General features: G+C 65.3%; 30 protein-coding genes. 13 read left to right on the top strand and 17 right to left on the bottom strand.

The window, feature by feature from the left end; translation table 11 throughout:
- The coding region (locus NM2_RS50910) for a hypothetical protein (protein ID WP_218025931.1) at positions 1–236 on the top strand (236 nt) is incomplete at its 5' end.
- 42 nt (positions 237–278) lie between these two features.
- Here NM2_RS50910 and NM2_RS16375 read toward each other — a convergent pair.
- From NM2_RS16375 to NM2_RS16335, 9 genes are all read right to left on the bottom strand, one after another.
- Positions 279–488 (bottom strand): cold-shock protein, encoded by a 210-nt coding sequence (locus tag NM2_RS16375; RefSeq protein WP_067669457.1) that lies wholly within the window; start codon positions 486–488, stop codon positions 279–281.
- 97 nt (positions 489–585) lie between these two features.
- Positions 586–2,427 (bottom strand): 3D-(3,5/4)-trihydroxycyclohexane-1,2-dione acylhydrolase (decyclizing), encoded by a 1,842-nt coding sequence (iolD, locus tag NM2_RS16370; protein WP_067669447.1) that lies wholly within the window; start codon positions 2,425–2,427, stop codon positions 586–588.
- A 51-nt stretch (positions 2,428–2,478) separates the two neighbouring features.
- On the bottom strand, positions 2,479–3,366 hold the full coding sequence (iolB, locus tag NM2_RS16365) for a 5-deoxy-glucuronate isomerase (RefSeq protein WP_067669445.1): 888 nt from the start codon (positions 3,364–3,366) through the stop codon (positions 2,479–2,481).
- Positions 3,367–3,599: 233 nt separating this feature from the next.
- On the bottom strand, positions 3,600–4,490 hold the full coding sequence (locus tag NM2_RS16360; protein WP_067669443.1) for a Cgl0159 family (beta/alpha)8-fold protein: 891 nt from the start codon (positions 4,488–4,490) through the stop codon (positions 3,600–3,602).
- A gap of 9 nt (positions 4,491–4,499) precedes the next feature.
- A complete protein-coding gene (gene iolC, locus NM2_RS16355) occupies positions 4,500–5,465 on the bottom strand; it encodes a 5-dehydro-2-deoxygluconokinase (protein ID WP_067669441.1) in 966 nt (321 codons plus the stop codon).
- Positions 5,462–6,259 carry an ATP-binding cassette domain-containing protein gene (locus tag NM2_RS16350; RefSeq protein ID WP_067669439.1) on the bottom strand — a complete coding sequence of 266 codons (798 nt, stop codon included), beginning with the start codon at positions 6,257–6,259 and terminating at the stop codon, positions 5,462–5,464. The genes iolC and NM2_RS16350 overlap by 4 nt, the downstream gene beginning before the upstream one ends.
- Positions 6,256–7,323 carry an ABC transporter permease gene (locus NM2_RS16345; protein WP_245718063.1) on the bottom strand — a complete coding sequence of 356 codons (1,068 nt, stop codon included), beginning with the start codon at positions 7,321–7,323 and terminating at the stop codon, positions 6,256–6,258. The genes NM2_RS16350 and NM2_RS16345 overlap by 4 nt, the downstream gene beginning before the upstream one ends.
- 10 nt (positions 7,324–7,333) lie before the next feature.
- Positions 7,334–8,341 carry a sugar ABC transporter substrate-binding protein gene (locus tag NM2_RS16340; protein WP_084531077.1) on the bottom strand — a complete coding sequence of 336 codons (1,008 nt, stop codon included), beginning with the start codon at positions 8,339–8,341 and terminating at the stop codon, positions 7,334–7,336.
- A 42-nt stretch (positions 8,342–8,383) separates the two neighbouring features.
- On the bottom strand, positions 8,384–9,325 hold the full coding sequence (locus tag NM2_RS16335) for a TIM barrel protein (RefSeq protein WP_067669435.1): 942 nt from the start codon (positions 9,323–9,325) through the stop codon (positions 8,384–8,386).
- A 169-nt stretch (positions 9,326–9,494) separates the two neighbouring features.
- Here NM2_RS16335 and NM2_RS16330 point away from each other — a divergent pair, with 169 nt between their 5' ends.
- Entirely contained in the window at positions 9,495–10,589 is a 1,095-nt protein-coding gene (locus NM2_RS16330; protein WP_245718062.1) for a LacI family DNA-binding transcriptional regulator, read from the top strand.
- A gap of 63 nt (positions 10,590–10,652) precedes the next feature.
- Entirely contained in the window at positions 10,653–11,678 is a 1,026-nt protein-coding gene (locus NM2_RS16325; RefSeq protein WP_157121129.1) for a Gfo/Idh/MocA family protein, read from the top strand.
- Here the strand turns inward: NM2_RS16325 and mraY are convergent.
- Positions 11,661–12,737, bottom strand: a complete 1,077-nt coding sequence (mraY, locus tag NM2_RS16320) for a phospho-N-acetylmuramoyl-pentapeptide-transferase (RefSeq protein ID WP_067669433.1) — start codon at positions 12,735–12,737, stop codon at positions 11,661–11,663. The genes NM2_RS16325 and mraY overlap by 18 nt on opposite strands.
- A gap of 192 nt (positions 12,738–12,929) precedes the next feature.
- Positions 12,930–13,412 carry an NUDIX domain-containing protein gene (locus NM2_RS16315; RefSeq protein ID WP_067669431.1) on the bottom strand — a complete coding sequence of 161 codons (483 nt, stop codon included), beginning with the start codon at positions 13,410–13,412 and terminating at the stop codon, positions 12,930–12,932.
- 218 nt (positions 13,413–13,630) lie between these two features.
- On the opposite strand from NM2_RS16315, the gene NM2_RS49070 reads away from it, so the two are divergent.
- Positions 13,631–14,623, top strand: a complete 993-nt coding sequence (locus NM2_RS49070) for a GIY-YIG nuclease family protein (RefSeq protein ID WP_157121128.1) — start codon at positions 13,631–13,633, stop codon at positions 14,621–14,623.
- Between the two features lie 9 nt (positions 14,624–14,632).
- Here NM2_RS49070 and NM2_RS16305 read toward each other — a convergent pair whose 3' ends face one another.
- Positions 14,633–14,974 (bottom strand): VOC family protein, encoded by a 342-nt coding sequence (locus NM2_RS16305; RefSeq protein ID WP_067669429.1) that lies wholly within the window; start codon positions 14,972–14,974, stop codon positions 14,633–14,635.
- Positions 14,975–15,110: 136 nt separating this feature from the next.
- Entirely contained in the window at positions 15,111–15,356 is a 246-nt protein-coding gene (locus tag NM2_RS16300; RefSeq protein ID WP_067669427.1) for a hypothetical protein, read from the bottom strand.
- A 129-nt stretch (positions 15,357–15,485) separates the two neighbouring features.
- On the opposite strand from NM2_RS16300, the gene NM2_RS16295 reads away from it, so the two are divergent.
- The gene (locus NM2_RS16295; protein WP_067669425.1) at positions 15,486–15,914 is read left to right on the top strand and encodes a MarR family winged helix-turn-helix transcriptional regulator; all 429 of its coding nucleotides are present in this window, start codon (positions 15,486–15,488) and stop codon (positions 15,912–15,914) included.
- A gap of 125 nt (positions 15,915–16,039) precedes the next feature.
- Here the strand turns inward: NM2_RS16295 and NM2_RS16290 are convergent, their stop codons facing one another.
- Both NM2_RS16290 and NM2_RS16285 read right to left on the bottom strand, forming a co-directional pair.
- Complete coding sequence (locus NM2_RS16290; RefSeq protein WP_067669423.1) at positions 16,040–16,498, bottom strand: pyridoxamine 5'-phosphate oxidase family protein; 459 nt, start codon at positions 16,496–16,498, stop codon at positions 16,040–16,042.
- Positions 16,499–16,583: 85 nt separating this feature from the next.
- Positions 16,584–16,967, bottom strand: a complete 384-nt coding sequence (locus tag NM2_RS16285) for a hypothetical protein (RefSeq protein WP_157121127.1) — start codon at positions 16,965–16,967, stop codon at positions 16,584–16,586.
- A gap of 307 nt (positions 16,968–17,274) precedes the next feature.
- Here NM2_RS16285 and NM2_RS16280 point away from each other — a divergent pair, with 307 nt between their 5' ends.
- The 3 genes from NM2_RS16280 to NM2_RS16270 all read left to right on the top strand — a co-directional run bounded on the left by NM2_RS16280 (position 17,275) and on the right by NM2_RS16270 (position 18,748).
- Positions 17,275–18,165, top strand: coding sequence for a helix-turn-helix domain-containing protein (locus tag NM2_RS16280; protein WP_067669420.1), 891 nt, complete (start codon positions 17,275–17,277; stop codon positions 18,163–18,165).
- Complete coding sequence (locus NM2_RS16275) at positions 18,155–18,364, top strand: DUF397 domain-containing protein (RefSeq protein WP_157121130.1); 210 nt, start codon at positions 18,155–18,157, stop codon at positions 18,362–18,364. The genes NM2_RS16280 and NM2_RS16275 overlap by 11 nt, the downstream gene beginning before the upstream one ends.
- A gap of 102 nt (positions 18,365–18,466) precedes the next feature.
- Positions 18,467–18,748 (top strand): hypothetical protein, encoded by a 282-nt coding sequence (locus tag NM2_RS16270; protein WP_067669416.1) that lies wholly within the window; start codon positions 18,467–18,469, stop codon positions 18,746–18,748.
- A gap of 163 nt (positions 18,749–18,911) precedes the next feature.
- On the opposite strand, the gene NM2_RS47505 is transcribed toward NM2_RS16270, so the two are convergent.
- On the bottom strand, positions 18,912–19,931 hold the full coding sequence (locus NM2_RS47505; protein ID WP_218025930.1) for a Shedu immune nuclease family protein: 1,020 nt from the start codon (positions 19,929–19,931) through the stop codon (positions 18,912–18,914).
- A gap of 220 nt (positions 19,932–20,151) precedes the next feature.
- Here NM2_RS47505 and NM2_RS16265 point away from each other — a divergent pair, with 220 nt between their 5' ends.
- Both NM2_RS16265 and NM2_RS16260 read left to right on the top strand, forming a co-directional pair.
- Complete coding sequence (locus NM2_RS16265; protein WP_067669414.1) at positions 20,152–20,568, top strand: PPOX class F420-dependent oxidoreductase; 417 nt, start codon at positions 20,152–20,154, stop codon at positions 20,566–20,568.
- A gap of 127 nt (positions 20,569–20,695) precedes the next feature.
- Positions 20,696–20,971 (top strand): hypothetical protein, encoded by a 276-nt coding sequence (locus NM2_RS16260; protein WP_067669412.1) that lies wholly within the window; start codon positions 20,696–20,698, stop codon positions 20,969–20,971.
- 52 nt (positions 20,972–21,023) lie between these two features.
- Here the strand turns inward: NM2_RS16260 and NM2_RS16255 are convergent, their stop codons facing one another.
- Positions 21,024–21,647 carry a DedA family protein gene (locus NM2_RS16255; RefSeq protein ID WP_067669410.1) on the bottom strand — a complete coding sequence of 208 codons (624 nt, stop codon included), beginning with the start codon at positions 21,645–21,647 and terminating at the stop codon, positions 21,024–21,026.
- Between the two features lie 186 nt (positions 21,648–21,833).
- On the opposite strand from NM2_RS16255, the gene NM2_RS16250 reads away from it, so the two are divergent.
- The 3 genes from NM2_RS16250 to NM2_RS16240 form a co-directional block, all read left to right on the top strand.
- Positions 21,834–22,253: a hypothetical protein gene (locus NM2_RS16250; RefSeq protein ID WP_067669448.1), complete on the top strand. Its 420-nt coding sequence runs from the start codon at positions 21,834–21,836 to the stop codon at positions 22,251–22,253.
- A gap of 266 nt (positions 22,254–22,519) precedes the next feature.
- The gene (locus tag NM2_RS16245; protein ID WP_084531067.1) at positions 22,520–23,650 is read left to right on the top strand and encodes a type VII secretion target; all 1,131 of its coding nucleotides are present in this window, start codon (positions 22,520–22,522) and stop codon (positions 23,648–23,650) included.
- Positions 23,634–24,074: hypothetical protein (locus NM2_RS16240; protein WP_157121126.1), on the top strand; the 441-nt coding region annotated here is incomplete at its 3' end. The genes NM2_RS16245 and NM2_RS16240, both read left to right, overlap by 17 nt.

Here is a 24,074-nt window from a genome sequence, read left to right as displayed (position 1 = left end):
TTCACACGACCGTTGTGCGAGCTCAGCCGCCGAAAGACCCGGTCCACAGCGTATTCAGGATACCGTGGAACGCAGCGCTGCCGGTGCCCAAGAGCCCGTGCAGAGCGGCGGAACCGGTGTCGATGATAACGGGGATCATGGAATTGCCTTTCATTGTCGAGATCCGGCCGAACCGGCTTGCGACAGGCATATCGACCAACTTGAAATATCCGTTAGCCAGAATTGCGGGAAAGTGACCCGAACAACACGATTTCAGAACTGTGTGCCATGACACACAATCAGTTCTGTACGACCCGGACGTTCCTTGCCTCGGGACCGGTCTTGGTATGACGGATTTCGAACACCACCCGCTGCCCCTCGGCGAGCGAGCGGAAGCCGGTCCCCTCGAGCTCGGTGTAGTCGACGAAGACATCGGGCCCGCCGTCATCGTGACGGATGAACCCGAACCCCTTCTTGGTGTCGAACCACTTGACCGTGCCTTGTGCCATATCCCATACCTTCTCGCCATCGGGCCAGCCGAACCATAGCGAGGCAATCGTCGGCAGTCCAGGCCGATTCGGCGCGTCGCGCGCAACGACGTTCATCTCACGGACGCAGATAACGCACCTGACGCGCCATCTCGGCGGTGTGAATCGCGTGCCCGGACAGCTGTTCCGGCACGCCGACCTGCCAGAACGCACCGGATTCGGTCCACGCCGAGGGGTGGGTCCGCACCACGACCACCGCGGGCCGTGACTGCCGCACGGCCGCATCCCTGGCATGGGCATAGGCTTCACGGAATTCGTCCGTACTCGAGGCGGTGAAAACCACGCACCCCAGCGAATGCGCGTGCGCGGCGAAATTCACCCGCGGCGGCGCCGGATGATTGGTGCGGCAGTCCCGATACATATTGTTGAAACCGTTGCCGCCCTGACCTTCCTGCAGGCGCGCGATCACCGCGTAGCCGTCGTTGTCGCAGACGACCGCGACGAACCGATGACCGGCGAACGCCGCGGAGAACAGCTCGGAATTGAGCATCAGATACGAGCCGTCACCGAGCAGCGTCGTGACCAGCCCGTGCCGATGCGCCATGGCCGCACCCCAGGCGCCCGCGAGTTCGTAACCCATACAGGAGAATCCGTACTCCACGTCCATGGTGGGTTCACCGCCGGTATCCCGCCAGCCGCCGATCAGCTCACCCGGCAGGCCGCCGGACGAGGTCATCACGTAGTCGCCCGATTCGCTCAGATCGTTCACCGCTCCGACGATCTGCGCATATGTGGGCAGCGTGGGCGCCGGCGCGCGCAGGGTGTCGATGTAGTCGTCCCACTCCGCGCGCACCGCCGCCGCACGGGTCGTCCACCCGCGCGCCACCCGCCACCCGGACAGTTCGGTCTCCAGATCCTCCAGTGCCGCAGCGGCATCCGCGACCACGGCGAGAGCGCCGTGTTTGACCGCGTCGAAGCGCGCGGCGTTGATCGTGACCATCCGGACATCGGGCGCGAAGGCGGTCCACGAGGCGGTCGTGAAGTCCTGCAGACGGGTTCCCACCGCGAGCACCAGATCCGCTTCCGCCGCAAGGGTATCGGCGGAGGCCGATCCGGTGACGCCCAGCGGCCCGGCGTACAGCGGATGTTCGTGTGCGACGAGGGTGCGGCCCGCGGTGGTCTCGGTGATCGGAATGCCGTGTCGCTCGGCCATTTCCAGCGCCTGCGGTCCAGCGCCCGAATACCGCACGCCGCCACCGAGAATCAGCAGGGGGCGTTGCGCGGACCGCAGGGCGTGCGCCGCCGCGGCGAGGGCGGTGCGATCGGGACGCGGCCGGGCGACGGAATGCACGACCGGTTCGAACAGCACGTCCGGGAAGTCGAAGGTTTCGGCCTGAACGTCCTGCGGCAGAGCGAGCGTCACCGGTCCGGCATCGGCGGGATCGGTGAGTACCCGGGCGACCTGCGGCAACGTCGCGAGCAGCTGCTCGGGCCGGGTGATCCGGTCGAAATAGCGGCTCACCGCGCGGAACGCGTCGTTGGCGGTCACGGTCGGATCGCCGAAGTGCTCGACCTGTTGCAGAACCGGATCCGGACCCCGCCCGGTGAACACGTCACCCGGAAGCAGCAGCAGCGGAAGCCGATTCGCGTGCGCGACACCGGCCGCGGTCACCATGTTCAGCGCGCCGGGACCGATCGAAGAGGTGACGACTCCGACCTGACGCCGGTGCACGGCCTTGGCCAGGCCTACCGCGGCCAGGGCCATGCCCTGTTCGGAGTGCCCACGCCAGACCGGGATCACATCGCGGCGTTCCTCGAGTGCCGTGCCCAGGCCCAGGACGTTGCCGTGTCCGAAGATCGCGAACACCGCGGGAAACAGCGGCACCTCGCGTCCGTCCAGGGTCTGTGACCGCTGCGCGATCAGCCAGGCCACCAGCGCTTGCGCCGTCGTCAGTCGCATCGAATTCCTCTCTGTCCCAGATGGCCCGGAGTACCCGATTTCGACGGTTCGTCACATCCGTCCTCGATGACCGGTCACCGGGCAGCGCGGATCGGGATCGATCGAGGCCCAGGTGTCGCGGACCCAGGTGTGCGCGGGGTCGTCGCAGAAGGCCATGGATCGCTCGGGCGCCGGGCCCGCCAGGACGTTCAGGTAGTACATCGGGTAGCCCGGCGCCGCCACACACGGCCCGTGGTAGCCCCGGGGGATCAGGAATACGTCCCCGTCGCGGACCGCGACGTTCTCGTCGAGTTCACCGTCGGCGGTGTAGGTGCGATGCATGCCGAACCCCTCCCGGGAGGGGGTGATCGCGTCGCGTCCGGCGATGCGGAAGTAGTAGATCTCCTCGTTCACGACCTCGCAGTCGGTCGCATGGTCGTGCTTGTGCGGCGGATAGGAGGACCAGTTGCCGTCCGGGGTGATGAGTTCACAGGCGTTGAGTTTGTCCGCGTGCTCCCACACACCGGGAATGCCGAAATTCGTGACCTGCCTCGTGGCCCGGCCCGCACCGCGGACCTCCACCGGAACGTCCTCGGCCGCACCGTATCTCGCGGAAAGTCGGCGTTGGCAGCGAGCCATCGGCAGGGCGATCTCGGCACCAGCCCGCGAGACCAGCTCCATCTCGGCCTCGCGCGGCACGTACGCGAAATCGGTGACCCGGGTGAAAACCGAATCACGGCCGGCCAAGTCGAAGGTCTCGCCGTCCACGCGGACCGTGCAGGACCCGACCAGCGGCAGGACGAACGCCTCGTACTCACCGGTGTGCAATCTCCTCGCCTCACCCGCCGCCAGCCGCAGGACCCGCAGCCCCACATAACTCCATCCCGCGGTCTCGGCGGTCAGCAGGATGGGATCGCGGCCGTCCTCGAGCGTGCCCGCGGGACGGTGCAACCGGCTCATCGTGCGACCTGCGGGTGCGCGATGCAGGACCACCCGACGGGCAACCGCGGCTCGGTCCAGGGCCGGCCCCCGACCTCGGCGGTCAGCTCGGCGGGGGCCGGCGCGGCACCGAGCGCACCCGTGGAACAGCGCAATCGAGCACCTCCGTGCAGCGGTCCCCGGTCGATGCGTATCGGCCGGTGTATTCCTGGCCCGCGTGAGACCGGACATGAACGCTGGATCACGCGACTCATCTACGCCTCCTTCAATATCCGTGCCGCGGCGTCGACCGCGCCCGCGACATCGCCGTCGGGTGGATACAGCAGACTTCGGCCGACCACGAGACCACGCGAAACCTCGTGTCGCAGTGCGCCTCCCCATGCCGCCAGATCCGCCGCCGCATCCCCCGAGGGCGCACCGCCCAGCATGAGCACCGGCAGGGTCGTGGCGTCGAGCACCGAGATGTCCTCCGGCGCGGGGATTTTCAGCCAGGTGTAGGCCGAAGTCACGCCGAGGCCCGAGGCGACGGTGATCGCACGTTGCAGCGAGGCCGAATCCTTGTGCATCACCAGCGATCCGGACTCGTCGCGATGGTAGGGCAGCGGTTCCACCATCGCCATCAGACCGTGCGCGGCAAGCTCGGAGACCGCGCTGGCGCACGCCTGTAGCGTCGGGATGGTGCGTGGGTCCGAATCCACCAGTCGCAGTAGCATTTTCCCGCCGTCGAGGCCGAACTCGACCAGCGACCGGGCGTCGTATCCGGTGAACCGGTCCTCGATCTCCCAGTCCGCACCGGCCAGGCCGCCGCGATTCATCGATCCGATGACGACCTTGTCGTGCAGCGCGTCCAGCAGCAGCAGTTCCTCCACCACGTCCGGGGAGCCGAGCACACCGTCCACCGCCGGATTGTCCAGCGCGATCAGCAGGTGCTCGAGCAGGGTGCGCCGATCCGCCATGGCGGTGCGGTCCGAGCCGACCCCGAGCGCGCCGCGGGCCGGATGGTCCGCCGCCACCAGGAACAGCGTGCCCCGCGCGGACAGCAGCCGCTCGCGCCGACGTCGCGCGGCGTAGGCGCGCGCGATCGCCCCGGGTTCGGTGCCGCGCACGCGCAACAGCTCGTGCCAGCGTTCATCGGTCAGGTACACCGCGTCTCCTCATACGACCTCCTCCGCGTGCCGCGTCCGGCTCAGCAGTTCCTCGATCTCCGCCAGCGCGGGCATGGCGTCGGCGCAGGCCAGTCGCGAAGCCACCAGGGCCCCAGCGGCATTGGCGTATTCCGCGGCCCGTGGCGGATCCCATCCCGCGAGTAATCCGTGCACCAGCGCACCGCCGAAACCGTCGCCCGCGCCGAGTCCGCACACCACTTCGACCCGGCACGGCGGCACGGTCCATCGATGCCCGGCCGCGTCGGCGACGAACACCCCGTCCGCACCGCATTTGATCACCGCCAACTCGACGCCCCGGCGCACCAGCCGCCCGGCGGCCTCGCCCGGATCGTCGGTCCCGACCGCCACCCGCACCTCGGTTCGGTTGCCCACCACCACATCCACGTGATCGAGCAGCGCACCGATCTCACGCCCCGCGGTCGCCGCGTCCGGCCAGAACATCGGCCGATAGTCCAGATCGAGCACGGTGTGCCCGCGCCGCGCACGCCGTTCGAGCACCCGGCGCTGGGTGCCGCGCGCGGGCTCGGCGCTGACGCCGGTCCCGGTCACCCACAGCAGCGGCACGGATTCGACGACGTCCCAGGGGATATCGTGCTCGGTCAAGGTCAGATCCGGCGCGATCGGCGCACGATAGAACAGCAGCGGCGGATCGGCGGGCGGATTCAACTCGCAGAACACCACGGGCGTCAGCAGATCCGCGGAAGTGGACACATGCCGCGGCGAGACACCGAACTCCGCCAACGCGGTTCGCACATACGCACCGAACCCGTCCGCCCCGACCTTCGTCACCACCGCACTACGCCGCCCCAGTCGAGCCGCGGCCACGGCGACGTTGGTTGCCGTGCCGCCCAACGATTTCGCGAACGTCCGCACCTGAGCCAGCGGCACATCGCTCTGCTCCGGATACAGGTCCACTCCCACGCGCCCGATCGTCAGCACCTCCAGCTCGCTCATTCCGCCACCCGCTCCAACTCATGTTGCAGCGCAGCGAGTTCGGCCCCACCGGCCATCTGCCGGGTGAGCTCGGACAGATCGATCTCGGACCTCTCGTAGGAGCCGAGCGACGCGCCGCGTTTGAGCAGCAGGAAGCGGTCACCGACCGGGTAGGCGTGGTGGGGGTTGTGGGTGATCAGGACGACCCCGAGGCCACGATCACGCGCCTGGACCACGTAACGCAACACCACCCCGGCCTGTTTCACGCCCAGCGCGGCGGTCGGCTCATCGAGGATGAGCACCTTCGCGCCGTAGTGCACCGCGCGCGCGATCGCCACGCACTGCCGCTGCCCGCCGGAGAGCGTGCCGACCGGCTGCTCCAGATCGCGGATCTCGATTCCCATGTCCGACAACGCGTTCCGGGCTATCTCACGGCTCCGGCCGCGATCGAGGAAGCGCAGCGGCCCGACCCCGACGGTCGGCTCCGAACCCAGTACGAAATTGCGCCACACGCTCATCAGCGGGACCACCGCGAGATCCTGGTACACCGTGGCGATCCCGCGATCGAGCGCCGCGCGCGGGGAGACGAATCGGGTCGGCTCCCCCTCGACGAGCAGCTCACCAGCGTCGTGCTGATGCACTCCGGCCAGAATCTTGATCAGCGTGGACTTTCCCGCGCCGTTGTCACCCAGCACGCAGGTGACCTCTCCGGAGTTCACCACCATGGACACGTCGTCGAGCGCGACCACCCCACCGTAACTCTTCGTCACACCGACGGTTTCGATGAGCGTGGTTCCCCCGGACGTCGCGGTCATCGCCGAATCCTCTCCGCGCGCTTGCTGAACACGTTGTTGACCAATACCGCCGCGAGCAGCAGCACGCCCAGGAACAACATGAACCAGTCGTCGTTCCAGCGGGCGAACACGATGCCCTGCCTGGCCATTCCGAAGATGAGCGCACCCAGGGCCGCGCCGATCACCGATCCGAATCCGCCGGTCAGCAGGCAGCCGCCTACCACGGCCGCGATGATGAACTGCAGTTCCAGGCCCACGCCCTGATTGGCCTGAACGCTGCCGAATCGCAGAATGCTGCACGAGCCGACCACCCATCCGGCGAACCCGGTTCCCATGAACAGCAGGATCTTGGTCCGCACCGCGGGCACGCCGACCGCGCGGGCGCTGTGCAGCGAACCGCCCACCGCGAACGTCCAGTTGCCGAATCGCGTGCGCAGCAACAAGATCGAGCCCAGCACGGTCAGCAGGATCCACCACACCACCGATGCCTGGATGCGGGTGCTGCCCAGATCGATCGTGGAGGCGAAAACCGCACCTGCCGAGGCATATCCGGCCGCACCGCGAATTCCGGCGACCTGCACGGTATCGGTGACCAGCCGCGTCACACCGAGATTGAGGCCCTGGAGCGCGAGGAACGTACCGAGCGTCACGATGAAACTCGGCAGCCCCGTGCGCATCACGACCCACCCGTTGAACGCACCCACGGCCAGCGCGAACACCAGCGAGGCCAGCAGCGCGAACCACACGTTCCAGCCCGCGTGCACCGCCAGCAGCGCGGTGACCAGGGACGTCGACGCGGTCATCACGCCGGCGGACAGATCGAATTCCCCGCCGATCATCAACAGCGCCACCGCGACCGCCATGATGCCCAGCGTCGAGGCGTCGTCGAGCCAGTTCGCGATGCCCAGCGGGCTCAGGAACTTGTCGGTGATGACGGTGAAGAAGACGAACACCAGCAGCGCGCCGAGCAATGCCCCGATCTCGGGCCGCACGATCGCGCGCTGCAACAGGGTGGGACCCGAGATCGTGTCCGGCACACCGGCCTCCGTGGAGGTCTGGTCCGAGGACGTTGCGGCGGTACTCAATTCATCCCTCTCAGCGCGTGCCCTGCGACACCAGCGTCGCGATCGCGTCGACGTTGTCCTTGTCCACGAAGGCCGGACCGGTCTGCACCGGCGCCCCGCCGCCGACGGTGTTGCGATTGGACTTGTACAGCTGCAACATCACGATCGGCAGATATCCCTGCTCGTACTGCTGCTGGTCGATGGCGAACAGCAGTTTGCCGGATTTGATGGCGTCCACGACCTCACTGTTCAGATCGAACGTCGCGATCTGCGCGGCCGAACCGGCCTCCCCGACCGCGGCCACGGCCCGCGCCGCCACCTGCGAATTCAACGTCAGCACAGCGTCGATGGAGTGATCGGACTCGAGCGCGCCCTTGATCCGGGACTGCGCGTCGGTCGGATTGTTGATATCGACCTGCAGCGTGGTCGCGCTGCCGCCGAACCCCTTCGTCGCCCCGTCGCACCGCTGGTTGTCACCGATATTCCCTGCTTCGTGAATGACGCAGAGCAGCTTGTGTTTTCCGGCCGCCGCCAGGCGCTTGCCCGCGCCCTCCCCCGCGGATTCCTCGCTCTGCCCGACGTGACCGATCGCCCCGACGCTCGCGCTCTGCGCCTCACCGGAGTTGATCGTGACCACGGGAATGCCCGCGGCGACGGCCTTCTGGATCGAGGGCCGCAACGCATCGGGATTGGCCATGGAGACCACGAGTCCGCCGACGCCCTGGGCCACGGCGTTGTCGATGAGCTTGGCCTGCTGGGTCGGATCACCGGAAGACTGGTAGTCGACCTTGATGCCGAGTTGCTTGCCCGCGGCGGCCGCGCCGTTCTTGACCACGTTCCAGAACGCATCGCCCGCACTGCCGTGCGTGACCACCGAGACGGACGTCAATGTGCCGGTCGGACCGGCCGTCTGGGTGGTGGTGTTGTTCTCCGCGGCGGGTCCGCTGCACGCGGCCAGCACCGCCGCCGTGGCGAACCAGGGCAGCACGCGCCGCCAGCGTGATCGAACACTGCGGGCCGGGGCGGACTTCGTTGTCATCATCTCTCCTTGTTGCTGCGGAATGCGCGGGAGCCTGCGTGGTTACGCTCCGCTACCGCCTCCGGCCCTGATCGGCGCATTCCGGGGTCCGGCGGAAATCAGTGCGGCGCCGATATTTTCGAGTCGGCGCAGACTCCGTGCGGTATCCCGGCTGGGCCCGGCCGCGGTGTCGCCCGCCCCCAGCGCCGTATCCTGTTCGAGCACGTACCAGCCGCGGTAGCCGCCCGCGTGGGCGCACCGCACCAGCGCCTCGATGTCCACGTCCCCGTCGCCCAGCGGCACGAACAGTCCCTGCCGCACGGCCGCGCTGTATTCGATTGCGCCGCAGCGGATTCGATCCGCGAGATCGGCCCGCACATCCTTGAGATGAATATGCCCGATCCGATCGGCGTGCCGACGCGCCAGTGCCACCGGATCCGCACCGCCGATCAGCAGATGCCCGGTGTCCAAGCACAATTCGAGGTCCGAGTCGGCGATCAGACGCTCGACTTCCGGACCGGTCTCCACCAGCGTGCCCACATGTGGGTGCACAACGGTTCGCAGGCCGTACCCCGCCGCGAGATCGCGGATGTCGGCTGCCGTGCTGATCAGCGTGCGCCACTGGCGATCATCGAGCTGCGGGCGCGTGTCGTAGCCCTCCCCGCCGGTCGCCGCCGCGAGTACCAGCACCTCGGCCCCGGCCGCGGCGAACAGCTCCGCGCTGGCACGGGCGGCGGTGCGGGCGGCCTGCGGATCCCGGTGCAGGGCCAGGGCGAGGAATCCGCCGATGGCCTCGATTCCGAAGGGGGCCAACAGTTCCCGGAGCCGGTCCGGTTCGGCGGGCAGATATCCCGGCGGCCCGAATTCGGTGGCGGTGAGCCCGAGGGCGGCCATCTCCGACAACACGGTCGAGACGGGGAGCACATGACCCCAGCCCGGCACCTCGCACACACCCCAGGAGATCGGCGCGGCGGCGATCCGTAGCGGATGCATCGGTTCGGTCATCAGACAGCTCCGGCCTGTCGGTGCATGGTGCGCTCAGCGCATTGGAGCGCTCCAATAATGTAACCTGTGTCACGATAGTGTCAAGAGGTCCCAGCGCCCCGTTTCCACGGTATCTACCTGGGGAAATATGTCTCATCCAGGACAATCCCGGAATATTTCGATGGCGTGAATGTCCGATTGGAGCGCTCTATTGCTCGGTGCACCGCCGCGCGGTACCGTCGGCGCACAGGTTCCGCCGACCGTCCGGGGAGAGGACACGATGCAGCGCCCGACGATGCAGGACGTCGCCGCTCGGGCCGGTGTCTCGCGCGCCCTGGTCTCGCTCGTGATGCGCGACTCGCCCAAGGTCAGCGAACATCGCCGCCGGGCGGTGCTGGCCGCGGCCGCCGAACTCGGCTACCGGCCGCACACCATGGCCCGCTCCCTGGCCAGCCGGACCTCCAATATCGTCGGCGTCCTGGTCTCCGATCTGCACAACGCGTTCTTCGCCGATGTCGTGGAGGCCATGGACGGCGCGGCGCAGCAGGCCGGACTCGAGTTGATCCTCAACACCGGCCGCCGCAGTCCCGCCCGCGAACGCACCGCGCTGAGCAGCCTGCTGGCCTTTCGTCCAGGCGGAATCATCCTGCTCTCACCGGTTCTCGCGGCCGCGGCGATCCGCGAGGCGGCCACGCAGTGCCCGGTGGTGCTGGTCTCGCGCAGTTCGTCGGTGGCGGGCGTGGACACCGTCGACGACGACGGCGAGACCGGATCCGCACTGGCCGTGGATCATCTGGTCGCCCTGGGCCATCGGCGCATCGTGCACTTCGACGGCGGCGCCGCCTTCAGCGCGTCGCCCCGGCGCAAGGGGTATGTCGCGGCCATGCACCGGCACGGCCTCGAACCCCTGGTCGTGCCGAGCGAGCACACCGACGCCGCGGGCGTCGCGGCCGTGCGCAAACTCCTGACGGTGTTCTCCCCCAACAACTTTCCCACGGCACTGGTGTGCGGCAACGACTTCAACGCCGTGGGCGCGATGTCCGCGCTGGAGGACGCGGGATTGCGTGTGCCACAGGACGTCTCGGTCGTCGGCTACGACAACTCCTCCCTGGCCGCGCTGCGGCACGTCGCGCTGACCACCGTCGACCAGCCGCGCACGGAGATCGGCCGTCTCGCGATCGAGGCGCTCGCCCGACGCCTGCGCGAGGACCGAACCGACCCGGTCCGCCGACGCCTGCAGCCCTCGCTGATCGTCCGCGCGACCACCGCCGCGCCCACCGGCTGACCACACGACCCGCCGCCCCGAGTCCCCGGGCTCTCGCGGCCGCCACGAAAGGAGAACGGCCCCATGACAATCCGAATCGGCCTGGCAGGCACCGGCCGCATCGGCGTCGCACATGCGGAGATCCTGCGCAACCTGCCCGAGGTGGAAGAGGTCGTCGTGGCCGATGCCGAACCCGAACGCGCCCGCAGCACGGCGACGAAACTGGGCGTGCGATTCGCCCCCGACATCGAGGCGCTGTTCGCCGCGGACCTCACCGGCGTCGTGATCACCACCGCCACCGATTCACATCCCGAGCTCATCACCGCGGCGGTCGATCTGGGTATCCCGGTCTTCTGCGAGAAGCCGGTCGCGGCGGATATCGCGGGCACGCTCGCGGTGATCGGCCATCTCGAGCACTCGCGCGTTCCGGTGCAGATCGGTTTCCAGCGCCGTTTCGACGCCGGATACCGGGCCGCGCGCGCCGCGGTCGCCTCCGGTGAACTCGGCCGCCTGCACACCCTGCGCGCCACCACCCTGGACCCGGCTCCCCCACCAGCGGAATACATTCCGCGCTCGGGCGGACTGTTCCGGGACTGCGGCGTGCACGATTTCGACATCATCCGCTGGGTCTCGGGCCGCGAGATCACCGAGGTGTCGGTACTGGGCGCGAACCGCGGTGAGCAGTTCTTCCGCGACGCCGGTGACGTGGACACGGCCGCGGTCCTGCTGCGCCTGGACGACGACACCCTGGCGACGGTCTCGCTGGGCCGCTACAACGGCGCGGGCTACGACGTGCGCCTCGAGGTCCTCGGCTCTCGCGCCAACGCCATTGTGGGCCTGGATGATCGGGCACCGCTGCGTTCGGTCGAACCCGACTATCCCCCGCCGCTGTTCCCCGCCTATCCCGGTTTCATGGACCGTTTCCGCCGCGCCTACATCGAGGAGCTCACCGTGTTCACCGCCGTCGCCACCGGCGCGGCCGAAAACCCCTGCGGCCCATACGATGCCCTCGAGGCGTTCTACGTCGCCGAGGCATGTGAGTTGTCCCGCAAGCGCAATCGCACGGTGCCGGTCGCCGAGGTCCGCCGACGCTCAGCCCACGACGTCTAGATACTCTCCGTAGAACAGCATCAGCCCGATGGCCGCGGCGATTCCGCCGAGTATCCAGAACCGGATGATCACCGTCGTCTCGGCCCATTTGCTCAATTCGAAATGGTGATGGAACGGGGCCATCTTGAACAGCCGGTTGCGCGTGGTGCGGAAGACGACGATCTGCAGCAACACCGAGGCGATCTCCGCGACGAACAGCGCGCCGATCACGACGGTCAGCAATTCGGTCCGCGTGGTGATGGACAGACCGGCCAGCAGTCCGCCCAGCGCCAGCGATCCGGTGTCGCCCATGAAGATCCGAGCGGGTGCGGCATTCCACCATAGGAATCCGACGCAGGCCGCCACACCGGCCGCGCACACCGCGGCGAGATCGAGCGGATCGCGCACGTCGTAGCAGCCGATCTCGGGCCGGGAGGCGCAGGAGTTGATGTACTGCCACGACGTCACCACCACATACGCGCCCAGCGCCAGGCCCACCGACCCGGCCGCCAGCCCGTCCAGCCCGTCGGTGATGTTCACCGCGTTCGACCAGGCCACCACCAGAAAGCACACGACCAGCAGGAATGCGATGAGACCGAAGGAAACGGTATTGATATCGCGCACATATGACACATGCACACTGGCCGGAGTCAGCCCGGTACTGCCCGGGAAACGCAGCACCAGCACCCCGAAGATGAGCGCGGCGGAGATCTGCCCGATGAACTTCCCGGTCGCGGTCAGTCCGAGATTGCGTCTTCGGCGGACCTTGAGCAGATCGTCGATGAACCCGACCGAGCCCAATGCCGTTGCCAGGCCCAGGACCAGCAGACCCGAGGCCGACGGGCCCGGCCGATGGTCGTTCGCCCCGATCAGATGCGCACCCAGATATCCGGCCCACATGCCGGCCAGGATCGCGATACCGCCCATGGTCGGGGTGCCGCGTTTGGCCTGGTGGCTGGCCGGCCCGTCGGCGCGGATCTCCTGCCCGACGTCGCTGGTGGTGAACCACTTGATCAGCAACGGCGTCAACGTGATCGAGACCGCGAGCGCGATCATGGCCGCGAAGAGGACCTGGTTCATGCGCTCCCGTACTACCTGTTGCTGCCGCCGACGGCTCCGGCGGATTGCACCGATGGTAGCCAAGTCGGGGTCCCGCTCGCCGTTGCCCGTCACGCAACGACGCGAGATCGAAACGAGCGGCAGCTTAACCGGTTACGGAACGCTCCGCACGACAATCGTTGCGCGCAACCCGGATTCCCGAGCTCGACCACCTCATACCGCGACGAACGGCTCGCCGCGTTCCAGGTACACCGTGCCGCCCTCGCGATACGCCGCGTACGCCTGCCGCAGGCGGCTGGCCAGCCGCGGCACGGCGTAATCCTCCACCGATTCGATCGGTACCCATTCCCACCGATCCAGCTCGCTGTCCTGCAGCACGATGGCCGATTCGTCGCCGATCTCACCGCAGTCGAACACGAACAGCAGCCGGTCGGTACCGTCGTGCGGTGCCCAATCACAGACCAGCAGACGCCGGGGCGGCCGCGCGATGCCGAGTTCCTCGGCGATCTCCCGGCGACACGCCTCCACCGGGGCCTCGCTCACGTCCACGAATCCGCCGGGGATGTCCCAGCCGTCAGCGTAGGTCTTGTGCACCAGCAGTACCGACTCCTCGCGCACGAACAGCGCTCCGGCGGCAAGCCATGGTCGGGCGAAAACTTCAGGGGTGTAACTGGTTTGCTCAAACGAGGCATTCATGCCGCCCACCGACCTCACCAGCCCGCACGATGCGAGACTTCATTCCGGATCCGAACATTCGCCGAACACGATCTCACACCCACACCGCCCCGCGCCCGGCATCCGGACAGGACAGCGCGCTGGTCGATCGTTGTTCATCTGGGCCGCACCGTGTTTCATGGGTATCGATAGGCATGCATAATTACCCCGCCGCCTGGCAATTCTGATATCGATGACCCATGGCGAACGATGCGCTCGAGCCCGAGTACCGATTCAAGTGCTACAACGTGTCGGGTCTGGGTACCATCACGCCGCTTCTGGTCGCGGAGACGACCCTCTGCGGACTGTACGTCCTGCACTTCGCCGACGGCGAGGCGTACGTCGGACAGTCGGTCAACGTGGCGGCCAGATTCTCCGCGCATGCCCGGATGTGGAACGACATCGAGACGATCGATTTCGCGCCGTGGCCGGTGGAGGACCTCGACTTCGCCGAGCGTCACCTGATCTCCCTGCTCGAGCAGACCACCGAACTGCGCAACAAACAGTGGGTCTATCTGGCCGGTGACGACGACGACGAATTCGTCCCGGTCGAGCAGGCCCGCTCGATCGTGCTGCCCTGGGACCGCGGATCACGCACCACGGTCGACACCGGAACCGCCGGCGAGCAACGACACCGCTATTGGGAGCTGCACCGGCACGACGACTATCCCGCGCTGCGCGCCGCTATCGCGCTGTATATCAACGAGACCATTCCCGATCCGGTGAACACACAGCGCTACCTGTGGAACATCTCCGCGCTGCCGACCCGGTCCCGCGCCGGGCGTCGCCTGATGACGTTGCGCTGCGGCGCGTTGGAGACCCTGTTCGTCTCGGAGAGCAAACTGGACGACGGCAGCCTCTACACCACGATCCGGATGAACGTCGACATTCCGAAGGGGATGGCCGACGAGGATCTGACCATCGAGAGCGATCTGTTCCACGCGCTGCCCGGCACCTATCGCAATCAGCGCGTCTGGTCGTGGGTCTTCGGTCTGTACGACCTGATCGAGGAGGACATCAACGTCGATTCGGTCACCGGCGGACACGATTTCTTCGACCTCGCCTACAGCCTCAACATCCGGATGATGCGTCGCGGAATCTCCCGCTACGCCCGCAATCACAATCAGGATCTGGCCAACGACGTGCTGACCGAGGCGTACCGGCAGCAGATGGATTTCGGCGGGGAGACCTGATCCCGGCGATCAGCCCGGGACCTGCCCGAATCCGATCTCGTTGCCGTCGGGATCGGAATAGGTGATCTTGCGGACGCCGTTGTCGTAGGTCTCGCTCTTCGCCGGTTCCACGCCCCGCAGCGACGCCGCGTCCACCCGCTCGTCCAGATCGTCCACGATCACCGTCAACATGCCGTGACCCGCGTGTTCGGGCCGCTGGATGATATAGATCAACCGCTCCTGCGCGAGCTGCCAGACCGCCTCGGCCTCCTGGGGGAAGGAGTCCGGCGGCGCGCCGAGCAGCTTCTCGTACCAGGTCAGGGCTGCCGTGAAGTCGGCGACGGGGATTCCCGCGAACAGGTACAAGGCCATCGAGACATGCTATCCGCCGTCTATCCGGATCTTGTCCACCAAGCGGATTCGGGTACCGGCCGCTGGCATGAGGCCAGCGGCTACTCGGCCGTTCACGCAGCACATACTGCCGACGGTCGCACGAACCGAGCGCGGATCAGTGGATCCGGTACAGGTCGACGCGCCGGGGCTGGGGCTGCGGCTCGGCGAACAGGTACTGCACCCGGCACCGCATGCATACCGGATGCGCGCGGTGGTGCTTGTTGATCATCCACCGGTCGCAGTTGCTGCAGTTCATGGAGGTCGGCGGGTCGGACAACTCGGACCAGCCGATCAACAGCCCGGTGATGACCAGGATCAGGACGATCACCGGCAGGGCGAAAACCAGAATATCCAATGCCATGGGCTCGACTCCTCACTACAAATATCGTACTACGATAGTTATATGTCGCGCCCCGATACAAGGACGGTAGGGTGTGAACAATCAGTCAATCGCACCGACCGGTATGCGATACGAGGGAATTGGACCGGCATGCCCAAGCTGACATCGCGTGACTACAGCACGCTCCTGCACTTCCGCACCGCCCTACGCCGCTTCGAGCGCTGGAGCGAAGACCGCGCCAAGCAGGTAGGCCTCACCCCCGCCCAACACCAGTTGCTGCTCGCCATCACCGGCCACACCCACGACCAGGGCCCGACGATCGGCGAGGTCGCCGATTACCTGACCGTCCGCCATCACAGCGCCGTCGGCCTGGTCGACCGCGCCGTGGACGCCGGCTTGGTCGAACGCATCCGGGACCCCCAGGACTCCCGCGTCGTCCGCCTGATCGCCACCGCCCTCGGCGAAGAACGCATCGAGGCCCTCAGCGAACTCCACCTCGCCGAGTTGGGGCGTCTCACACCGCTACTCGACCACCTGACCGCGAGCCTGCCCATTCCGGGAGTTCCGGCGGAGGGGTAAGCGCCTGCCGACCCAAGCGACGGACACCGAACTCTCCTCCGCTCCGAGCCGCCGGGGCACTTCTGCCCTTCATTCCGGGCCACCCCGGCACTTCTGCGCAGGTGTCCGAAGCTCCGTCCCAACCCCTAGATTCCGTCGATCTCACGCCGTGGCCCGCCCCGAAAGTTCTTCTCATCGAACAACACCCACTGCCCCACGACGACCTCGAACATCCGCGACGCACCCTCCGGCATAGCGTCCAACACCCCCGCCGCATTAGGCCACCGCCCAACGAACGCCCGAGCCAACTCATCAATTCCGACACCGGGCAACTGCCGCGCCCGCCCAGTGAACGACACCCCACGAGCCGTCAGCCCCAGCTCCACAGGCGGATCATCGAGGATCGCCCCAGCAACTGCCGAATTCCGCCGAATGTTGTTCGAGTGCAACCGATCGGTCCGGGACACGAAATACAACCGATCCGGCCGAAACATCGGCAAATACCAAACGGTGCAGACGGTAGGAGTGCCATCCCCACACACCGTCGAAAGCTGCATCAGCTTGGCATCCCGGACATACTCCTCCAGAAGCTCGCGTTCATCCACGGCTCCACGCTACGGGCATAGGCATCCCTACCGGTCTGATAGCGGCCTTGCGCGCGGCGCCCAAGCTGCCGAGCTCAGCCAACGGTCAGTTCACACACGTGGTGTAGGTCGCCACCGCATCGATAACCGGATTCCCGACATGAGGAGACGGCACGTCATCTTCGAGGATGACATCGAGAACGTCTGCACAATCGAGAGTCGCACGGTGGTGATGACCTCTAGCATCTGCGATAACAGATTGCAGGACAACGGCATAGACCCTCGACCTCGGCACGATCAGACGACGTCCACACCTCTCGGATCTCCGTAAGGCCACATCGACCGCCTCGATGACGTCCTGGATGACATGAATCTCAACGTCGGTGGCCTCGTCGTCGGCACGCATCAGAACCCGAACTTCGGGCGTTCCGCCGGTTGCAGTCGACCACACGCGACAAGAAAAGCCTTGGCCCACTGCTTGATCGGGCACGCCTCGAGCGGACAGCGGATGTGCTCCTGCATGGCCGTATGGGCCCGACGCACGCTGAGATCACCCGATGGAACCGAGTGATCGACAGGCGGAACAGGAAACATGGCGCATTACCTCCGTTATGGGAAAACCGCTGGGACACAGGCTGTTCGAACCTGCGCCACAAGCACACCCCTGGACGCACGACCAGAATATCCGGTTCTGAATACTCAAAACAATCTCCCCAAAACTCCACGTGAGTACTCAGACTCGCGCGAGAATCCACTCGAGACGATCCGACGTCTCGTTCGGCTACCAGGGGGTTGACATGTCCACGGAGCAAGCACCAACGCTGTTGCGCCGACAGCTGGGCCGGTTTCTACGGGAACGGCGGTTGGAGGTCGGACTCACGATCGCTCGGGCCGCACAAGAGGTCCAGCTGAGCCCGGCCGCGCTGCAACGCATGGAGACCGGCCGTCCGCAGAAGCTGCGTAAGCAGGATGTCCGCGCGCTCTGTGAACTGTTCGACGTCGATCCAGTCGAGACCGCGAAGGCGATCGAACTCGCCGAGAAAGCTGCCGACAATCCAGATGTCACAGCACTGGGCGGGATGTTCAGCAATGCGTTCAACATGTACGTGGGCATGGAAGCCGCTGCGCAGAGCATGATTTCGTATCAGGAGCTGGTTCCCGGGCTCCTGCAAACAGCCGCATATGCGCGAGCGTTGATCAGCACCAATCCCGAACTCGTCAAGGACGAGGACGTCGAGCGCCGAGTACAAGTCCGGCTGCGGCGGCAGAAGATTCTGACGAGAAGGGTTGCGCCCCTTCGGCTCGAGGTATTCCTCCACGAATCCGCTCTGCGCCGCATCGTCGGCGACACCCGAACCATGGCCACCCAACTCCGACACCTCGCCGAACTCGGCAAGCAACCGAACCTCACCCTCCGCGTCCATCCCTACCGAGCCGGCTGCCCCTGGGGAATCCTGCCCGGCCAGTTCGTAATTCTGGAGTTCGGCGACGACGCCAAAGGAGCCCCCATCGAACCGCCCGTGGTCTATCGAGACGGCGGCATGAGCAGCGACATCTACTCCGAAGATCCGATCGAACTACAGCACTACCATGAACTGACCGAAGCGATCCGGCGCACCGCACTGGACGACGTCGACACAAGAACCCTGCTCCGGCAGGTGGCTAGGGAGTATGACAGTGATCGTTGATCTATCCGGGGCACAGTGGCGCAAGAGCAGCTACAGCGAGTCCAACTCCCAGTGTGTCGAGATCGCCTGGCTCCCAGGAGGGCTCGTCGGGGTCCGGGACAGCAAGAACCCGGACGGACCAGCACTCGTCTTCGCCCCGGAGGAATGGGATGCCTTCACGGTCAACGCAGGGCGCGACGAGTTCAGACTCCCGGCTTAGGAGAAGGGGAACTCGTGGCCGGAACACCCCCCTCTGGCAAACCGATATCCTGGGCCCGGAGCGCCAGGCCTATTACATGAACCTCACCGACTAGCGAGCACAGTGACAGACACCGCACACCAGCAAGCCCTTCACCCAACATCCGACTCGATAGAACTTCTCGTCCTTCGCGACCCGGACGGCCCGCTCGAGATCCAACTCCTCATCGATGGAGTGCCCTACACAGCAACAGAATTCATTGTCGACAGCGGCGCAGGATGGACTTCGGATGAGTGGGCGGAAAAGCGAGATGCCGACCTGTCGATGGCTTCGGATGCTGCTCGCACCATCCTGCTCCAATGGTACGCCTGCCCGCCTGGCAGCCAGTACGTGACGGACATGTAGGTATTATTCTCGTCGAATTCGTTAGCGTCGCGTACGAGTTTGAACACTGTCGGATTGGTCGAGAATGACCGACGACAGATGGTTTTCGATCACCTCACCAAGGCCATGACAAAGCTGAACTATTCGACGAGACCAGAACAGCAAGCTAGCAACTAGCACAGAATTAAACACTTCCCGCATCGTCGGATTCGACTATCCATTCCGCTCGAGCCAGAAGCTCATCGAACGTCAGCACTTCTGGTTGGACCAGCTCTCTGCGGAACAGCTCGAACGAACGGAATTTGTATTTGTTGTGCCCGCCGCCGGCGTTTACCAGACTGTTCAGATTTCCTACTACGAGGTATGAGCGCGGACGCAACAAATAAGCATACTCACCGGGAATGCCATCGCCATCTGCGGACGTTTCCTCCAAGCGATCGCCAATTTCACGAATAGCTTCATGAACGGTTCCCTGCGCCTGAGCAACGCCAGCCACCAAGTCGCGCGATGGACTCCAGCACCCCGAGCGAGGCTCTGATCCCAGCAGTGGCATGTCATGGGTCTTGATCTCAGCGAATACCAACGATTTGATTCGTCCAGATGTCTTCAAGAGCGCGTCGACACGCTTACCTACGTTCACGATCGAGGAGCCCGCTACTACCTGCTCGAGCTTCTCACTGTTCCATGATGTCAAGAGCTGACCAGAAAGGGACACTCCGAAAATCCAGGGATTTTCCTCGAAGAAATTCTGCCAGACTTTTTCATCGCCATGGTTACCCAAATTAGCAGCTTCCGAGGAAAAGTAGCTGCTATCTGACAGAAGTTTACGAAACCTCTCGACCTGACTTCTTCTGTGAGCCATCGCAATAACATCACGCGATGCCTCATCATTGGAAATGATGGCACGCAGCTTATCCGGATTCTCCCGATAGGAATCAACGAGCACTTGATCCAAGTCTGACGAAGCTATTCCGAATGCATCAGAAAGAATCTTGACGAGCGTGGCGGCAACTCCCTGATCGACTTGCAGCGACTGACTGCTCTTGGGGTGCGACACTCGCTGCTTCGAGCCGAAGGTGGATAAGTGAACCAGCTTCGCCCCGTCCGCATCATGGATTACCTGATACTGGCAGTCAACGCCGTTATCCACCTTGTGAGCAGATATTTTCTGTGCATTCTGCTTGATTTTGAGAATTCGGGCCACAGTCCGAATACCCCCTAATCGACCGTCGTATCCAACCTGACACACCTGCGGAGCTATCGTCGATTGTTGTGGACGGTCGACCAGCTGTCAATGCGATCGTTGCCTATTTGGCCTTGTACCACACTGGATTCCGCATGCGGTTGATCCGGTTCTCCAGCCTCGATCGGCTTCACATCCCCGAACTTGACCTCAACCAGACTCAAGGTTCTACCGTCGTCATATGCCCTTCACTCACATCGAGCGCGCCTACCTCAGCACCCAGAACCTCGGCCGCCTGGCCACCGTCACCCCAGGCGGCAAGCCTCTCATTGCCCCCGTCGGCTTCCAGTTGAACGATGACGGGACCATCGATATCGGCGGCCCCAACCCGGAGTCTCAGCGGTACCGGAACGTCCAGGCGAATCCGAATGTCACGTTCGCCGTGGACGATATGACTCCGGATGAGCCGGGAGCGGTCAGGCCCGGATGGGGGCGCGGGGTGATCATTCGGGGAGTTGCCGAGGTGCTCACTGTCGAGACACCTCCGGTGGCTCCGGAGTGGTTCTCCAACAAGATCATTCGGATTCGGCCGGTTCGGATCCACAGTTGGCATATCGATCCGGATAAGCCCGAGGGGGAAGTTCGGGTCGTGGGGTAGGGGTTGTCCCCGAGGGGGTCTCATCCCTGCGGGGGATTCTCACCCGGAAGTGGGGGTTGGAACGGTGACCTTTGGCTCGTTCTGCGCGAGACTGCTTGCAGGGCAATCGAGTTGGAAGGTGGTCGCGATGGGCGGACGGTACTGGGCGCGGGCGGTGGTCGCGGGGGCGATCGTTGCGGTTCCGCTTGCGGAGCTGGCTGTTCCGGCGCAGGCCGAGCCGACCGCCCTGCACGCGACGCAGGTCCGGCATGAGCACTGGAACGCTCCGTGGGACGTGTCGGGGACCTGGGACGACCGGAATCGGCATGGCCGGTGGGACGATCGCTACCCCTACGAGCGTCGTCACCACCATCATCCGGGATGGCAGCGATCCGTACCTCCGGGATGGTTCGGGAGCAGCTAGATCCGGGGGCGATGGCCCGGCACCGTGCGGTGCCGGGCCGTCGTCGTATCGGTCAGTCCTCATCGGGGGTGGTCGGGGCGCGGTGGTGACGTCGCCATTTCCAGTAGACGACGCCGAGAACGATGAGCACCACGACGACGAGCGCCGCCCAGGAATCGACCCGTTTGATGATCGCCGTGAACGACTCGCCGATCGCGTAACCCGCCATCACCATCGCGCAACCCCAGATGATCGCGCCGAGTGTGCTGGTGAACAGGAATCGTGAATATCGCATCGAGGACATGCCGACCAGCTGCGGCAGCATGGTCCGGAAGAAGGTGCTGAAGCGGCCGAGGATCACCGCCCAACTGCCGTGGCGTTCGAAGTATCGGCCGGAACGGTCCAGCCGCTCGCGATGACGTTCGAATATCGCCCAGCGCAGGATTCGCGCGCCGAAGATCCTGCCGGTGCCGAATCCGACACTGGCGCCGACGATTGCGGCGATGACGACGAGCGCGAGGGTGGTCGGCAGATCCAGCCGACCGCGGTTGGCGGCGACCCCGGCCAGGATCGCGGCGGTGTCGCCGGGTACCAGCAGGCCGAACACCATGGCCTCCTCGGCACACACCAGCAGCGCCACGACCAGGTACGTCCATGCCGCCGGGAGGCTCAGTACGCGCTGAACCAGCGAGTCCATGCCATCGACGCTAGCCACTGCGGTGAGCGATTTCAGGCGAGATCGTCGCGGACTGTCCGAACCGATATCGACAGCACAGCATGATCGACAGCTAGATTCCGAATGGAACAGATCGAACGTTCGTCACGACATACCTCACATACAGATCGACCCGAACACGAATCGACCCCCGAAGGAGCCGAACGGATGAAATTCGGTCGTATCGCCGCCGGTATCGCACTCGCCGCCGCCGCTCTCACCGCAGTCCCGGCCGTCGCCTCCGCCGACGACCCGGAATTCCCGCGCAACGGCGTGATCCCACCCGGCACGTATCACATCATCAGACACCCCTCCAACGTCGTCGGCTCCCCGATGGAGAACTGTGACCTGCAGGTATTCATGGACCACATCGTCGTCGTCCTGGTCTGCGGGGAGTCCGGAGTCACCGGACGTCAGTCCCCCGTCGGGCCCGACGAAACTCACGTGACCTTCGACGGCAGGCCGTTCGGCCTGGACCTCCAGGACATCGACCCGCGGTTCGGACATTGGATCGGCGTACCGAACATCGCCGGAACCCAGCTGAAGGCGCCATATCCACTGTCTGGAGTCACACTGAACCGCCGCTGATCCAGCAGCGATCCCCGGCTCCGCGGAGGCGTCTCATTCTTCCGCGGAGGCGGTCGGCTCATCGAGGAACGTGCCGAACCACCTCCACCGCGCCGGGCAGCTCGCCCACCCGAGCACCGGATCGGGATAATTTTGTCGCGCCGGTCGATCGAACCCGGTAGCGTTGCCGCATATTCAATCCACAAGGTGGAGTGGGGGATTCAATGGATTTGCGGGTACGCTTCGCCAGCCATGCCGCAGGCCGCACATAGCGAGGGCTCGATCGCGTGGACAATCTATCGGTAAGTCCAGAGGCCCTCAGCGGGTTCGCCGAAGACGTGAACGAGATCGCCGAACGTTTCCAGTCCGCCGCATCGCGCATCTCGGCAGGACTGTCCCTTCCGGCGGATTCGTCCGGTCTACTGGCAACGCTGGCGCCCTCCGTACAGCAGTTCAACAGCCGCATCGCAGCGCTACATCAGAAGGACAACACCGCGATCCAGCACCTCGGTTCGAGTCTGGAGGCCGCCGGGAAAGGCTTCGAGCAGCAGGACGAAACCTGGGCGAAGGCGGTGAAATCCGTGACACCTTCCGCCCCCAGCAGCCTCGACCTGCCCAGCATCGACTCCGCGCCGACCAGCAGCACCCGGTTCGGTGGCCTGCAGTTTCCTGATCTGCCGAATATCGAGAACGACAGCCTGACCATCCGGAATACCGTGCAATCACTGGTCGACATGATCTCCCCGTTCGACGATCGGTTGAGCCGATCCATCGGTGTCAAGCCTGCCGAGAAGTATCTGGTTCCCCTGGTGGGCGACTGGGAGTATGTCCAGACGATCGGCAAGCGAATCCGGCAGCTCGCAGTCGACGACTACGCCACTTCCGAGAATCTTGCCCGCGGCTCGCGATGGCTCGGTGAGCAGTGGCTCGGCACCGCGTCGAAGGCGTTTCGGACAACAGCCGACGAACTCCGCAGGACGATGTCCGAGCGCGGCACGACCGTCGAGCTCATCGGCAAGACAGTGGAAATCGGTGGCGAGTGCCTCGAACGACTCGCCTACAACCAGGCCGCAGGTCTGGCCGCCGGTTTACTGGAACCCAAGACGTTCCTGAATTTGACACTCCCACTGGGTGTCTGGGCACAGGTATCCGATCGCCCGATGCGCAGCAGCATCGCCGAGGACATCCGATCGGGCATCGATGAGGTGAAGAAGCAGGCCGACTCTCGAAACACGACCATCGAAGGAATTCTGGAAGCGATCCGGAAGGCCCTGGCGTACGAGTCCGGATCGGCGATCGCGGCCCCGACGGGGTCCTTGTTCGAGATCCCCGGCAAGGTGCCCGTCGACCTCGGAACCATCCGCTACGGGTACGGCAACAACGTATGGTGGGAGAACAGCATTGCATCCGCCCTCTGACCCTCCGTTTCCGGACAACGTCGCCAAGTGGGGATCCGCGGACGGCGTCATGGACAAGGCCGAGGCTGCCGCCAACTGGTCCGAGGCCGGTTATGTCGCAGCGTATTTCGATATGCACGACTGGCATTTCTCCTCCGACCTGTTCGGCGCCTATCTCGGCAACCACGGGGCGGACTTCAACTACATCCTCGAAGCCGAATACGTCCGGCAGATCATGAACAGTGCGGATGTGAAGAACACAGTGCTGAGCCAGCTGGACAGCATCAAGGCCATCGCCAGGGCCGATCCGCAGATCGGCGTCACTCGGGAGATCACCGCACCGTGGGATGTCGTGGAGTCACACGACGATTCCGACCTGGTCTATGCGCTGGGGCACTTCTCGGTTGCCATCGGTAGCGATACAACCGTCACCAAGGCGGAAGAC

Origin of the sequence: Nocardia miyunensis NBRC 108239 (genome assembly GCF_001613065.1) — a bacterium.
In the GTDB taxonomy this organism is placed as follows: domain Bacteria; phylum Actinomycetota; class Actinomycetes; order Mycobacteriales; family Mycobacteriaceae; genus Nocardia; species Nocardia miyunensis.
Note: the sequence above shows the minus strand (reverse complement) of the source record. Positions and strands in the feature narration are given on the sequence as shown.

Coding starts and splice junctions, on each gene's coding strand:
- iolD (WP_067669447.1), bottom strand. CDS start 2,427: ATGCGACTGACGACGGCGCAAGCGCTGGTGGCCTGGCTGATCGCGCAG.
- NM2_RS16255 (WP_067669410.1), bottom strand. CDS start 21,647: ATGGACTCGCTGGTTCAGCGCGTACTGAGCCTCCCGGCGGCATGGACG.
- NM2_RS16260 (WP_067669412.1), top strand. CDS start 20,696: ATGGGCGGACGGTACTGGGCGCGGGCGGTGGTCGCGGGGGCGATCGTT.
- NM2_RS16265 (WP_067669414.1), top strand. CDS start 20,152: ATGCCCTTCACTCACATCGAGCGCGCCTACCTCAGCACCCAGAACCTC.
- iolC (WP_067669441.1), bottom strand. CDS start 5,465: ATGAGCGAGCTGGAGGTGCTGACGATCGGGCGCGTGGGAGTGGACCTG.
- NM2_RS16250 (WP_067669448.1), top strand. CDS start 21,834: ATGAAATTCGGTCGTATCGCCGCCGGTATCGCACTCGCCGCCGCCGCT.
- NM2_RS16315 (WP_067669431.1), bottom strand. CDS start 13,412: ATGAATGCCTCGTTTGAGCAAACCAGTTACACCCCTGAAGTTTTCGCC.
- NM2_RS16295 (WP_067669425.1), top strand. CDS start 15,486: ATGCCCAAGCTGACATCGCGTGACTACAGCACGCTCCTGCACTTCCGC.
- NM2_RS16335 (WP_067669435.1), bottom strand. CDS start 9,325: ATGACCGAACCGATGCATCCGCTACGGATCGCCGCCGCGCCGATCTCC.
- NM2_RS16325 (WP_157121129.1), top strand. CDS start 10,653: ATGACAATCCGAATCGGCCTGGCAGGCACCGGCCGCATCGGCGTCGCA.
- NM2_RS16305 (WP_067669429.1), bottom strand. CDS start 14,974: ATGGCCTTGTACCTGTTCGCGGGAATCCCCGTCGCCGACTTCACGGCA.
- NM2_RS16340 (WP_084531077.1), bottom strand. CDS start 8,341: ATGACAACGAAGTCCGCCCCGGCCCGCAGTGTTCGATCACGCTGGCGG.
- mraY (WP_067669433.1), bottom strand. CDS start 12,737: ATGAACCAGGTCCTCTTCGCGGCCATGATCGCGCTCGCGGTCTCGATC.
- NM2_RS16300 (WP_067669427.1), bottom strand. CDS start 15,356: ATGGCATTGGATATTCTGGTTTTCGCCCTGCCGGTGATCGTCCTGATC.
- NM2_RS16330 (WP_245718062.1), top strand. CDS start 9,495: ATGTCCGATTGGAGCGCTCTATTGCTCGGTGCACCGCCGCGCGGTACC.
- NM2_RS49070 (WP_157121128.1), top strand. CDS start 13,631: ATGGCGAACGATGCGCTCGAGCCCGAGTACCGATTCAAGTGCTACAAC.
- iolB (WP_067669445.1), bottom strand. CDS start 3,366: ATGAGCCGGTTGCACCGTCCCGCGGGCACGCTCGAGGACGGCCGCGAT.
- NM2_RS16350 (WP_067669439.1), bottom strand. CDS start 6,259: ATGACCGCGACGTCCGGGGGAACCACGCTCATCGAAACCGTCGGTGTG.
- NM2_RS16280 (WP_067669420.1), top strand. CDS start 17,275: ATGTCCACGGAGCAAGCACCAACGCTGTTGCGCCGACAGCTGGGCCGG.
- NM2_RS16375 (WP_067669457.1), bottom strand. CDS start 488: ATGGCACAAGGCACGGTCAAGTGGTTCGACACCAAGAAGGGGTTCGGG.